The following is a 12,074-nucleotide window of genomic DNA, read 5'->3' as shown; positions in this document are numbered from 1 at the left end:
TTTTGTGCAAGAAGATTATGCAAAGCAGCAGCAACCTGTTTCCCGTCGCCTTGATCAGCGCTGAACGTCGTGGCGACCTGAGTGAAGATGTGTACCGCCTCAAGCCCGGTAACAGCCCCGACGGTACCGTCGAACTGGCGGTTACCCGTCTGGGCCTGGCCGATGTCCCGGAAAACCGGGGCACGCCGGTTATTTTCTTGCACGGCAGTTTTTCCAATCGGCGCTTCTGGTATTCGCCCAAGGGCATCGGTCTGGGGGCTCACTTGGCACGCCAGGGGTTTGATGTATGGATCCCGGAAATGCGCGGCCATGGCCTGTCCAAGCGCAACCACGACTACGCCCGCAACCGTGTCGCCGATTACGCACGTTACGATTTGCCGGCCATTGGTGCGTTTGTGCACGAGCAAAGCGGGCAGGCTGCGCACTGGATCGGGCATTCCCTCGGCGCCACCACGTTGGTTGCCGCGCTGGGCGGGCAATACCTGGGCGCACAGTGGGTGGCTTCGGTGGCGATCTTTGGTTGCCAGGTCAGCCGCACGTATTGGCCGTTGAAAATTCCACCGGTGGAATGGGGCGGTCGATTTATCTTGAAGCGTCTTGCCCAAGTGTCCGGCCCACGATTCAAACGCGGGCCCGAGGATGAACCGGCCGGCGTGCTAATCGAAGCGATGCGTTGGAATGGCCTGTTCGGCCGCTTTGGCGACGCCGAGCGCGATTGGTGGAAAGGCCTGGCAGAGGTTGACGTGCCGCTGTTGGCGGTCAGCGCGGCGGGCGACCGGCAAGACCCGGACTGGGCATGTCGCAAGCTGTTTGAGCAAGTCGGCAGCGAACATCGCCAATACCTGTGTCTGGGGCGTCGGCAGGGTTTTACCGATGATTTCGGGCATGTACAAATGCTGGTCAGCAAAGCGGCACAGGCCCAAGTGTGGCCGTTGGTGGAACGTTGGTTGAAAGACCCGCTGACACCTGTGTTCGGCACCCGGCCCGAGGTGGCTGCGGTCGTTTGACGAAGCCCTCTACCGAGGGCGTTTCACTCTTGTGTGGTTGCGGCTAAGATATGACGCCTCAGGCGCTTCTGGTCATATTCAGTCGCGTAACGGCCGTTGCGTTACGCGCAGGTGAGTCTGATCATGGCCGGCATTCGCGGCCAAGTCCTTAAAGAATGCCTGTTGCAAGACGTTTTTCTGATGTACACCCTGGGATGTCCGACCTCATTTTTGACGACAGGAGTTTCTCGATGAACCATTACGTGACCCCCGACCTGTGTGACGCGTACCCGGAACTGGTACAGGTGGTCGAGCCGATGTTCAGCAACTTCGGTGGCCGAGATTCCTTCGGCGGCGAAATTGTGACCATCAAGTGCTTCGAAGATAACTCTCTGGTCAAGGAACAGGCCGAGCAGCCGGGTACCGGCAAGGTGTTGGTAGTCGATGGCGGTGGTTCGCTGCGGCGTGCGTTGCTGGGTGACCTGATCGCCGAGAAAGCCGCGAAAAATGGCTGGGAAGGCATGGTGATCTACGGGTGCATCCGCGACGTCGATGTGATTGCCCAGACCGATCTGGGCGTGCAGGCCCTGGCCTCTCATCCGATGAAAACCGACAAGCGCGGCCTTGGCGACCTGAACGTGGTGGTGACCTTTGCGGGCGTGACGTTCCGCCCAGGCGAATACGTGTATGCCGATAACAACGGTGTGATCGTCTCGCCCAGCCCACTGAAAATGCCTGAATAAACGCAGTAGCCGAAAGGGGTGAGGATGTTCGAGGAAGAAAACGCGCAATGGGGGCTGGTGCATGCCCTGGTGCTGGACGGTAAAGGCGGTGCGCGTTCGATTGCCCGGACTGAGCTTGACGCGTTGCAACTGCAGCCTCAGGAAAGCCTGTGGCTGCATTGGGACCGCAGCCACCCTCAAACCCAGACCTGGCTGCGCAAATCCAGCGGTTTGAGCGAATTTGCGTGTGACCTCCTGCTGGAAGAAAACACCCGCCCACGGCTGCTGCCGTTGCCGGATGCCGAACTGCTGCTGTTTTTGCGTGGGATCAATCTCAACCCCGGCGCGGAACCGGAGGACATGGTTTCGGTACGTATCTTCGCAGCTGCCAGTCGTGTGATTTCCCTGCGTTTGCGCCCGCTACGCGCGACCGATGAGCTGCTGGTGCAACTGGCCGAGGGTAAGGGGCCAAGAACTGCGTCTGAACTCATCCTTTATATGGCGCAGTACCTGACCAACAAAGTGCAGGATCTGGTCACCGGGCTGTCCGAAATCGTCGATTTCGAGGAAGAAAAACTCGATGCCGACGAACGGTATACCCCGGAGCACGGCAGCGTATTGCAGATCCGTCGGCGAGCGGCCGGGCTCAAGCGTTTTCTGGCGCCGCAACGGGATATTTTCGCGCAGCTGACGCGGATCAAACTGGCGTGGTTTTGTGACGACGACGCCGACTATTGGAACGAATTGCACAACAGCCTGACCCGTTACCTGGAAGAGCTCGAATTGGCCAGGGAGCGCGTGGGGCTTGTGCTTGAGGCCGAAGACCGGCGCTTGAGCCTGCGCATGAACCGCACGATGTACCGTTTCGGAATCATCACCGGAATCTTCTTGCCGATGAGTTTTTTGACCGGCCTGCTGGGCATCAATGTGGGGGGGATACCGTTTTCCAGCAGCCCCTACGGATTCATGATTGCCTGCCTGCTGATGGTCTGCGTGGCCCTGGGGCAATGGTGGTTGTTTCGACGGTTGCGCTGGGTTTGAGCTGAATATGAGCTGAACGTAGGAAAGGGCCGATGTGACCCGATGAATTTTACCCTCGTCTTTTAAATCACTTGCGAGAGGTCTCTATGCACGATCCGTTCGAACAGTCTTTGCGTGACATGCTCAATGCTTCGCCATCCAACCGTGATGACGACGCTTGCCTGGGTCGCGTACTGAAAACCGCCAACCGTCAGGTAGGGGCGGGTGACCTGTTCGGTCTGCTCGGGCGCTGGGTGCCGGCATTGATGATGGCCCTGAACAACGGTTCGGCTCATGTGTCACCGGTTTCCCGTGGTAAACCTCTTGCTCGCACTGCTGATAAGGCTGATTGAATATGGAACTTGATCTCTGGACCCAGAGCCTGGTCACCGCGATGACCGCATTGTGGACCAAGGTGGCGAATTTCATTCCCAACCTGTTTGGTGCCCTGGTCCTGGTATTGCTGGGCTTTGTCGTGGCCAAGTTGCTCGACACCCTGCTGTCCAAATTGCTCGCCAAACTCGGGCTGGATCGCCTGATGGCCGGCACCGGCCTGACCAAGCTGCTGGGCCGCGCCGGCCTGCAAGTGCCGATCTCTACGCTGATCGGCAAGATTGTTTATTGGTTCGTTCTACTGATTTTTCTGGTTTCTGCGGCTCAGTCCCTTGGACTTGAGCGAGTTTCAGCTACGCTCGACATGCTGGCACTGTATTTGCCGAAAGTTTTCGGCGGCGCGCTGGTGTTGCTGGTAGGCGTTTTGCTCGCGCAACTGGCCAATGGCCTGGTGCGCGGAGCCGCTGAAGGCGTCGGGCTGGACTACGCGGCAGGCCTGGGGCGAATTGCCCAGGGGCTGGTGATCATCATCAGCATTTCCGTCGCGATCAGCCAATTGGAGGTCAAGACTGACCTGCTGAACCACGTTATTGTGATCGTTTTGATTACCGTTGGTCTGGCCGTTGCGCTGGCCATGGGGTTGGGAAGCCGGGAAATTGCCGGTCAGATTCTTGCGGGAATCTATGTGCGTGAGCTATATCAGGTTGGGCAACAGGTGCGTGTGGGCGAGGTTGAAGGGCAAATCGAGGAGATCGGCACAGTTAAGACGACCGTGCTGACCGATGACGGAGAACTGGTGTCGCTGTCCAACCGGATTCTCCTGGAGCAGCAGGTCAGTAGCCGCTAAACCGGCAAACCCTGCTAATGTACGCCGCCGCGAACCCGGCTGACCGGGTTGCAGCGGACATTGACCTGACTGCCGGCACGACTTGTTTTGAATAAAGCCCAAACGCTGTCCACGCGCTATGACCCCCGTGAGCTCTCTGATGAGGAGTTGGTCGCGCGGTCGCACACGGAGCTGTTTCACGTAACACGCGCGTACGAAGAATTGATGCGCAGGTATCAACGCACTCTGTTCAACGTTTGTTCAAGGTATTTGGGGAACGATAGAGATGCCGATGATGTCTGTCAGGAAGTGATGCTCAAGGTGCTGTACGGCCTGAAGAACTTCGAGGGCAAATCGAAGTTCAAGACCTGGCTCTACAGCATCACCTACAACGAGTGCATCACGCAGTATCGGAAGGAACGGCGAAAGCGTCGCTTGATGGACGCTTTGAGTCTGGACCCCCTTGAGGAGGCGTCTGAAGAAAAGGCGCCGGCACCCGAGGAAAAGGGCGGACTTGATCGCTGGCTGGTGCATGTGAACCCGATTGACCGTGAAATTCTGGTGCTACGTTTCGTCGCAGAATTGGAATTTCAGGAAATCGCTGACATCATGCATATGGGCTTGAGTGCTACAAAAATGCGTTACAAACGTGCTCTTGATAAATTACGTGAGAAATTTGCGGGCGAGACTGAAACTTAGTGCGTAGCAAATATCTCTTACGTGTAGGCAAGTTCTGTTAGACTTGTCGCCGAGTTGTCCCCCGGTTTGTGGGACTGCTTTACAATCACCAGATGGGGATTTAACGGATGAAACTGAAAAACACCTTGGGCTTGGCCATTGGTTCTCTTATTGCCGCTACTTCTTTCGGCGTTCTGGCACAAGGCCAAGGCGCAGTTGAAGGCGAGCTGTTCTACAAGAAGCAGTACAACGATAGCGTCAAGCACATCGAAGACGGCTTCAATCCTGGCGCTCGCATCGGTTACTTCTTGACCGACGACCTGTCCTTGAACCTGTCCTACGACAAGACTAACCACACCCGTTCGAACGACGGTACTGGTAGCCAGAAGATCAAAGGTGATACCGGCAGCCTGGTTGCCCAATATCACTTCGGTCAAGCTGGCGTTGACAGCCTGCGTCCATACGTTGAAGGCGGTTTCGGCCACCAGAGCCGTACCAACGTGCAAGCTGACGGCCACAGCGGTCGCGATCAGACTACTTTCGCTACCATCGGTACCGGCGTGAAGTACTACTTCACCAACAACCTGTACGCTCGTGCTGGTGTTGAAGCTGACTACGGTCTGGACAACGGCAAGTGGGACTACTCTGCACTGGTTGGCCTGGGTGTGAACTTCGGCGGTAACGCTGGCGCAGCTGCTCCAGCTCCTACCCCAGCACCAGCTCCAGAGCCAGTTCCAGAGCCAGAAGCTCCGGTTGCTCAGGTTGTTCGTGTTGAGCTGGACGTTAAGTTCGACTTCGACAAGTCGGTTGTTAAGCCTAACAGCTACGGCGACGTCAAAAACCTGGCCGACTTCATGGCTCAGTACCCAGCTACCAACGTAGAAGTTGCTGGTCACACTGACTCCGTAGGTCCAGACGCCTACAACCAGAAGCTGTCCCAGCGTCGTGCTGACGCTGTTAAGCAAGTCCTGGTTAAAGATGGCGTTCAGCCTAGCCGCATCACCGCGGTAGGTTACGGCGAATCCCGCCCAGTTGCTGACAACGCAACTGAAGCTGGTCGCGCTGTTAACCGTCGCGTAGAAGCGTCGGTTGAAGCTACCGCTCAGTAATTACTGAGTAGTAAGGAAAAGCCCGGCTTAGGCCGGGCTTTTTTTCGCCTGCGATTTGCCTCAGGCGCTGGCGGCTGCCGCGACGCAAGCCATCTGGGCTGCGCTGGCAACACGGCCAATCACCAGAATCGCCGGGCTCTTCAGCGCAAACGCCTGCGCGTCTTCATGCATGGCGGCGAGGTCGCTACGGCATTCGCGCTGCTCGGGCAACGACGCATTTTCGATCATCGCCACTGGCATATCCGCAGCCATGCCACCTTCCAGCAACTGTTGCCGAATCTCTTCCAGCTTGGCCACGCCCATATACACCACCAGCGTCGTGCCTCCCTCGGCCAGTGCGCGCCAATTCAGGCTGCTGTCGTCCTGGGTATGCGCCGTGACCAACGTCACGCCACGGCTTACGCCGCGCAACGTCAACGGGATATCGCAATTGGTCGCTCCGGCCAGCCCTGAGGTAATGCCATTGACCAGCTCCACCTCGATGCCACGCTCGCGCAGCCAGGTTGCCTCTTCGCCACCGCGGCCGAAAATGCACGGGTCGCCCCCTTTGAGCCGCACCACGCACTTGCCCTGGCGCGCGTAACGCAGCATCAGGCGGTGAATAAAATCCTGCGGCGTGGAACGACAGCCGCCACGCTTGCCGACGGTGATCACGCGTGCATCGGCGCAGTGCTCCAGCACGGCCGGGTTGACCAGATCGTCAATCAGCACCACATCCGCTTCATGCAGGGCTCTTACCGCTTTGAGGGTGAGCAATTCCGGATCACCGGGCCCGGCGCCTACCAGCCAAACTTTTGCGCTCATGGTGTTACCTCACAGACTGATTGCGATTGGCTGCGGGCTGGCGGCCAACAGACGTTTGATTTCCGGCACGCAGGAGCCGCATTGCGTGCCGCATCCCAGTGCTTGTTTGAGCCCATTCAGGTCCAGGCCACGGGCGATCCCGGCGCACACCGCGTTTTCGCTGACATTTCTGCAGTTGCACAGGACCTTGCTGCTGGCTGCGGCACCCCCCGGTGGCGCGCTTAACGGCGCCAATAGCCAGCGGCGTAATTGATCGTCGGCGCGGCCTTCCAGCCAGAGGCTCTGCAGCCAATGGCGGGCGAGGGTTTCGCCGGCCAGGCGCAACGCGGTAATGCGGCCTTTTTCGATTTTCACCCGTTTACCGATGGAACGGCGCGGGTCGTCATACGCCATCACCGGGCCGTCATTGAGCCCCAGCAACTGGTCGATGCGGTTCAGCAACTGCAGGTCTGGCGCCTCGGTATGGGCTGCACGTACCAGCAACGCGGGACGCTCACGTCCGGACAGGCTTAGGCTGACGTAGGCAAAACCCTCACAGAGCGGGCGCAGGGCTTCGAAATGTCGCTGCACGTCGCCCTCGATCAGCGCAAACAGCTGCCACGGCAGTTGCACGGCTTCCAGGCGCACACCGCTGTGTTTGAGTTCCGGCTGTTTCGATAACGGGTCGAACGCCGGCTGGGTCAGCACGTTGACGCCGCCTTTGAGAAAACGGTCGCCCCAATGCATGGGCAGGAACGCCTGGCCGGGGCGCACGCTGTCATCGCTGGTGACCGCGACGATGACATTGCCTCGACGGCTTTTCAGGCTGACCAGGTCGCCTTCTTTGAAGCGGTGACGGCGCAACTCGTCCGGGTGCAGGCTCAACAGCGCTTCGCTGACATGCCCGAACAGCTGCGCCGCCGTGCCGGTACGGCTCATGCCGTGCCATTGGTCGCGCAGGCGGCCGGTGATCAGCGTCAGGGGGAAGCGTGCGTCACGCTGCTCTTTGGCGGCGCGGTAAGGGTCGGCGACAAACTGCGCACGACCATTAGCGGTGGGGAAAATGCCCTCCACATAGAGTCGCGGCGTCCCGGACTGTGCACCGGTTGGAAACGGCCACTGTTGCGGACCGAGCCGGTCAAGCAGGGCATGGCTGATGCCTGACAAGTCCAGATCGCGGTCCCGGGTCAACAGCTTGAACTCGTCAAAAATCTGCGCAGGTTGCTCGAAGGCAAACAGGCTGCTCAGGCCCGGCCGCAGACGACGCTCCAGGCGTTGAGCGAAATCCACCGTAATCGCCCAATCCGGCCGCGCTTCTCCCGGTGCGCTGATGGCGCGTCGCACGTGGGAAATACGCCGTTCGGAGTTGGTCACCGTGCCTTCTTTTTCACCCCAGCTGGCGGCGGGCAACAGCAGGTCGGCGTAGGCGGCGGTCTCGGTGGTTCGAAACGCCTCCTGCAACACCACAAACGGACAGGTCGCCAAGGCTGCACGCACGGCATTCTGGTCCGGCAATGATTGGGCGGGGTTGGTGCAGGCGATCCACAACGCTTTGATCTTGCCCGCCTGGACCTGCTCGAACAGTTCGATGGCCGTGAGGCCGGTGCTAGCGGGCAGTTGATCGACGCCCCAATAAGCGGCGACTTCCGCGCGGTGTTCGGGGTTGGCGGCGTCGCGATGCCCAGGCAGCAAATTCGACAAGCTGCCGGTTTCGCGCCCGCCCATGGCATTGGGTTGGCCGGTCAGGGAAAACGGCCCGCAGCCTGGCCGGCCAATCGTACCGGTGGCCAGGTGCAGGTTGATCAGCGCGCTGTTTTTCGCGCTGCCCGCAGTAGATTGGTTCAGCCCCATGCACCACAACGACAAGAAGCTACTGGAGGTGCCCACCCACTGCGCGCACAGGCGTAACTGCTCGACACTGATCCCGCACAATTGCGTGACCATCTGCGGCGTGTAGTCATGCACCAGGCGTTTCAGCTCGACCAGGCCGTCGGTATGTGCCTGGATAAACTCGCGGTCGATCCAGTCTTCCCACAGCAGCAGATGCAAAATCCCATGGAACAACGCGACGTCGGTCCCCGGCAGGATCGCCAGGTGCAGGTCAGCCAGGTCGCAGGTGTCGGTACGCCGTGGGTCGATCACCACCACTTTCATCTGTGGGCGGCGCGCCTTGGCTTCTTCCAGACGTCGGAACAACACTGGATGAGCGTAGGCCATGTTACTGCCGACGATCATCACGCAGTCGCTGGTGTCCAGGTCTTCATAGCTGCAGGGCGGGGCATCGGCGCCCAGGCTGCGCTTGTACCCAACGACGGCCGAGGACATGCACAGTCGCGAGTTGCTATCGATATTGTTGGTGCCGACCAGGGCGCGCGCCAGTTTGTTGAAGCTGTAGTAGTCCTCGGTCAGCAATTGCCCGGAGATGTAGAAGGCCACGCTGTCCGGCCCGTGCGCGGCGATGGTCTCGGCAAATACCGTGGCCGCATGGTCCAGGGCGGTATCCCAGTCGGTACGGGCGCGGGCCAGGTCTTTGCCCAAGCGCAATTCCGGGTACAAGGCACGGGCGTCGAGGTCACCGGTCAGATGCAGGCTGGCGCCCTTGCTGCACAGCTTGCCGAAGTTGGCCGGGTGGTCCGGATCGCCTTGCACGCCGAGGATCCGGGTGCCGTCATGCTCAATCAGCACGCCGCAGCCCACCCCGCAATAACAGCAGGTGGACGCGGTGACCTGGCGGTCCATCACCCTGCGTCCCGCAGGGCCAGCATCACTCGGCCGTTTTCCACGCGGGCGAGGTGATGATGGGCGCAGCCGATATCCGGCGCCTGGGCTTCGCCGGACGCCAAATCGATCTGCCAATTGTGCAGCGGGCAGGCCACGCGCTTGCCATAGATCAAACCTTGGGACAGTGGCCCGCCTTTGTGCGGACAACGGTCATCGAGGGCGAAGACCTCATCGTCGCTAGTGCGAAAAATCGCAATGTCGCCCTTGGGCCCGTTGATGATGCGCGAGCCCAATGCGTTGATTTCTTCCAGGGCGCAGATATCCAGCCAGTTCATGCTGGCACCTCCAATTGCTTGACCGGGATGACGTCGAATTCCTTTTTCAGCAGCGGCTGTTCCAGGCGTTCTTTCCAGGGGTCTTGCTCGAACGACAGCGAAAACTGCAGGCGCTCGTTGAGGGCCTGGCGCCGGGCCGGGTCTTCGAGTACGGCTTTCTTGATATGGTCCATGCCCACCCGCTGCAGGTAATGCACGGTGCGCTCCAGGTAGAAGGCTTCTTCGCGGTACAACTGCAGGAATGCGCCGTTGTATTCGCGCACTTGCTCGGCGGTCTTGAGCTTGACGAAGAACTCCGCGACTTCGGTTTTGATCCCGCCGTTGCCGCCGATGTACATCTCCCAGCCTGAGTCCACGCCGATGATTCCCACGTCCTTGATGCCTGCTTCCGAGCAATTGCGAGGGCAGCCGGACACCGCCAGCTTTACCTTGTGCGGCGACCACATATTGAACAGGTCGTGCTCCAGCTCGATGCCCAGTTGCGTGGAGTTTTGCGTACCGAAGCGGCAGAACTCGCTGCCCACGCAGGTCTTCACGGTACGGATGGATTTGCCGTAGGCATGCCCGGACGGCATGTCGAGGTCTTTCCAGACGCCGGGCAAGTCCTGCTTCTTGATGCCGAGCAAGTCGATGCGCTGGCCGCCAGTCACCTTGACCATGGGCACGTTGTACTTGTCGGCCACATCGGCGATACGGCGCAGCTCCGACGGATTGGTCACGCCGCCCCACATGCGTGGGACGACGGAATAGGTGCCGTCTTTCTGGATATTCGCGTGGGCGCGCTCGTTGATCAGGCGCGACTGCGGGTCGTCCTTGGCTTCGCCCGGCCAGGTGGAAATCAGGTAGTAGTTCAGCGCCGGGCGGCAGGTGGCGCAACCGTTGGGCGTGCGCCAGTTAAGGTAGCTCATGGTGCCGGCGATGGTCAGCAGGTGCTGGTCGCGAATGGCCTGGCGGATTTGCCCGTGGTTGAGGTCGCTGCAACCGCAGATGGCTTTTTCGCTCTTGGGTTTGACGTCGGCGGCACCGCCCACGGTGTTGATCAGGATCTGCTCCACCAGCCCCGCGCAAGACCCGCACGAGCTGGCGGCCTTGGTGTGCTTTTTCACCTCATCGACGCTGAACAGCCCTTGTTCCTGGATCGCCTTGACGATGGTGCCCTTGCACACGCCATTGCAGCCGCAGACCTCGGCGTTGTCGGCCATGCTCATGGCTTTGTCCTGGCCCTGATGGCCTACGTCGCCCAGTGCATTTTCGCCAAACATCAGATGGTCACGGATCTCGCCAATCGCGTGGTTCTCACGGATCTGGCGGAAATACCAACCGCCGTCGGCGGTATCGCCGTACAGGCAGGCGCCGACCAGGATGTCGTCCTTGATCACCAGTTTTTTGTACACGCCGCCGATGGGGTCGGAGAGGGTGATGGTTTCAGTGCCTTCGCCGCCCATGAAGTCTCCGGCAGAGAACAGGTCGATGCCGGTGACTTTCAGCTTGGTGGAGGTCACCGACCCTTTATAGGTGGCGAAACCCAGCTGGGCGAGATGGTTGGCGCAGACCTTGGCCTGTTCGAACAGCGGCGCCACCAGGCCGTAGGCAATCCCACGGTGGCTGGCGCATTCGCCGATGGCGTAGATGCGCGGATCGTAGGTTTGCATCGTGTCGTTGACCAGAATCCCGCGGTTGCAGGGGATGCCGGACTTTTCTGCAAGTTCGGTGTTGGGGCGGATACCGGCGGCCATCACCACCAGGTCGGCGGGAATGATGTCGCCATTTTTGAACTGCACCGAGCCGACCCGGCCGTTGCCGGCATCGTGCAAGGCCTGGGTCTGTTCGCACAGGCGGAATACCAGGCCACGGCTTTCCAGTTCGGTTTGCAGCAGTTGGCCGCTGGTTTTGTCCAGTTGCCGTTCCAGCAGCCATTCACCGATATGCACCACGGTCACCTGCATGCCGCGCAGCATCAAGCCGTTGGCGGCCTCAAGGCCGAGCAGCCCACCACCAATGACCACGGCGTGCTTGTGGGTCTTGGCGGTGTCAATCATGGCCTGGGTGTCGGCAATATCGCGGTAGCCGATCACGCCCTGCAAGGTGTTACCGGGAATGGGCAGGATAAACGGGGTGGAACCGGTGGCGATCAGCAGGCGATCGTATTCGGCTTCGGTACCGTCTTCGGCGATGACCCGGCGCTTCACTCGATCGATCTGCACCACCTTGCGGTTGAGCAGCAGCTTGACGTTGTTATCGAGGTACCAGTCCAGGTCGTTGAGCACGATCTCTTCGAAGGTCTGCTCGCCGGCCAATACCGGCGACAGCAGGATGCGGTTGTAGTTGGTGTGGGGCTCGGCGCCGAACACGGTGATGTCATAGAGGTCGCTGCTGAGCTTGAGCAGTTCTTCCAGGGTGCGAACCCCGGCCATGCCGTTGCCGATCATCACCAGTTTGAGTTTTTTCATGTCGCTCTCCGACCAATCACGCGCAAACAAAAAAAGGCGTCCCCGCTAGTTACCTAGCGAGGACGCCTTTGTCCTGGTCCCGTTCTCTCGGGAAGCTCGGCCCTTCGACGT

At 59.9% G+C, this 12,074-nt stretch carries 11 protein-coding genes; 7 read left to right on the top strand and 4 right to left on the bottom strand.

The window, feature by feature from the left end; all coding sequences use genetic code 11:
• Positions 1-17 precede the first annotated feature (17 nt).
• The 7 genes from C4J91_RS20165 to C4J91_RS20135 all read left to right on the top strand — a co-directional run bounded on the left by C4J91_RS20165 (position 18) and on the right by C4J91_RS20135 (position 5,674).
• Positions 18-1,007: an alpha/beta fold hydrolase gene (locus C4J91_RS20165; protein WP_124363935.1), complete on the top strand. Its 990-nt coding sequence runs from the start codon at positions 18-20 to the stop codon at positions 1,005-1,007.
• Positions 1,008-1,237: 230 nt separating this feature from the next.
• Positions 1,238-1,729 (top strand): ribonuclease E activity regulator RraA, encoded by a 492-nt coding sequence (rraA, locus tag C4J91_RS20160; protein WP_124363934.1) that lies wholly within the window; start codon positions 1,238-1,240, stop codon positions 1,727-1,729.
• A 24-nt stretch (positions 1,730-1,753) separates the two neighbouring features.
• A complete protein-coding gene (locus C4J91_RS20155; RefSeq protein WP_124363933.1) occupies positions 1,754-2,749 on the top strand; it encodes a zinc transporter ZntB in 996 nt (331 codons plus the stop codon).
• Positions 2,750-2,835: 86 nt separating this feature from the next.
• Entirely contained in the window at positions 2,836-3,081 is a 246-nt protein-coding gene (locus C4J91_RS20150) for a hypothetical protein (protein ID WP_003230316.1), read from the top strand.
• Positions 3,082-3,083: 2 nt separating this feature from the next.
• Positions 3,084-3,908, top strand: coding sequence for a mechanosensitive ion channel domain-containing protein (locus C4J91_RS20145; RefSeq protein WP_003193288.1), 825 nt, complete (start codon positions 3,084-3,086; stop codon positions 3,906-3,908).
• A gap of 87 nt (positions 3,909-3,995) precedes the next feature.
• Complete coding sequence (gene sigX / locus C4J91_RS20140; RefSeq protein ID WP_003193286.1) at positions 3,996-4,586, top strand: RNA polymerase sigma factor SigX; 591 nt, start codon at positions 3,996-3,998, stop codon at positions 4,584-4,586.
• Positions 4,587-4,693: 107 nt separating this feature from the next.
• Positions 4,694-5,674 (top strand): OmpA family protein, encoded by a 981-nt coding sequence (locus C4J91_RS20135; protein ID WP_124363932.1) that lies wholly within the window; start codon positions 4,694-4,696, stop codon positions 5,672-5,674.
• 60 nt (positions 5,675-5,734) lie between these two features.
• On the opposite strand, the gene cobA is transcribed toward C4J91_RS20135, so the two are convergent.
• From cobA to nirB, 4 genes are read right to left on the bottom strand one after another with little or no spacing between them, the layout of a single operon-like run.
• Positions 5,735-6,478 (bottom strand): uroporphyrinogen-III C-methyltransferase, encoded by a 744-nt coding sequence (gene cobA / locus C4J91_RS20130; RefSeq protein WP_124363931.1) that lies wholly within the window; start codon positions 6,476-6,478, stop codon positions 5,735-5,737.
• Positions 6,479-6,487: 9 nt separating this feature from the next.
• Positions 6,488-9,196, bottom strand: a complete 2,709-nt coding sequence (locus tag C4J91_RS20125) for a nitrate reductase (protein WP_124363930.1) — start codon at positions 9,194-9,196, stop codon at positions 6,488-6,490.
• The gene (gene nirD / locus C4J91_RS20120; protein ID WP_057721197.1) at positions 9,196-9,513 is read right to left on the bottom strand and encodes a nitrite reductase small subunit NirD; all 318 of its coding nucleotides are present in this window, start codon (positions 9,511-9,513) and stop codon (positions 9,196-9,198) included. Before nirD ends, C4J91_RS20125 begins: the two co-directional genes overlap by 1 nt.
• Positions 9,510-11,963: a nitrite reductase large subunit NirB gene (nirB, locus tag C4J91_RS20115; RefSeq protein WP_124363929.1), complete on the bottom strand. Its 2,454-nt coding sequence runs from the start codon at positions 11,961-11,963 to the stop codon at positions 9,510-9,512. The genes nirD and nirB overlap by 4 nt, the downstream gene beginning before the upstream one ends.
• Between the last annotated feature and the right edge of the window lie 111 nt (positions 11,964-12,074).

This window comes from Pseudomonas sp. R3-52-08 (genome assembly GCF_003851745.1).
GTDB lineage: Bacteria > Pseudomonadota > Gammaproteobacteria > Pseudomonadales > Pseudomonadaceae > Aquipseudomonas.
Note: the sequence above shows the minus strand (reverse complement) of the source record. Positions and strands in the feature narration are given on the sequence as shown.

Bases quoted from the DNA above. Each gene is read 5' to 3' on its own strand.
- rraA (WP_124363934.1), top strand. From the start codon at position 1,238: ATGAACCATTACGTGACCCCCGACCTGTGTGACGCGTACCCGGAACTG.
- C4J91_RS20125 (WP_124363930.1), bottom strand. From the start codon at position 9,196: ATGGACCGCCAGGTCACCGCGTCCACCTGCTGTTATTGCGGGGTGGGC.
- nirB (WP_124363929.1), bottom strand. From the start codon at position 11,963: ATGAAAAAACTCAAACTGGTGATGATCGGCAACGGCATGGCCGGGGTT.
- C4J91_RS20145 (WP_003193288.1), top strand. From the start codon at position 3,084: ATGGAACTTGATCTCTGGACCCAGAGCCTGGTCACCGCGATGACCGCA.
- C4J91_RS20150 (WP_003230316.1), top strand. From the start codon at position 2,836: ATGCACGATCCGTTCGAACAGTCTTTGCGTGACATGCTCAATGCTTCG.
- nirD (WP_057721197.1), bottom strand. From the start codon at position 9,513: ATGAACTGGCTGGATATCTGCGCCCTGGAAGAAATCAACGCATTGGGC.
- C4J91_RS20155 (WP_124363933.1), top strand. From the start codon at position 1,754: ATGTTCGAGGAAGAAAACGCGCAATGGGGGCTGGTGCATGCCCTGGTG.
- C4J91_RS20135 (WP_124363932.1), top strand. From the start codon at position 4,694: ATGAAACTGAAAAACACCTTGGGCTTGGCCATTGGTTCTCTTATTGCC.
- cobA (WP_124363931.1), bottom strand. From the start codon at position 6,478: ATGAGCGCAAAAGTTTGGCTGGTAGGCGCCGGGCCCGGTGATCCGGAA.
- C4J91_RS20165 (WP_124363935.1), top strand. From the start codon at position 18: ATGCAAAGCAGCAGCAACCTGTTTCCCGTCGCCTTGATCAGCGCTGAA.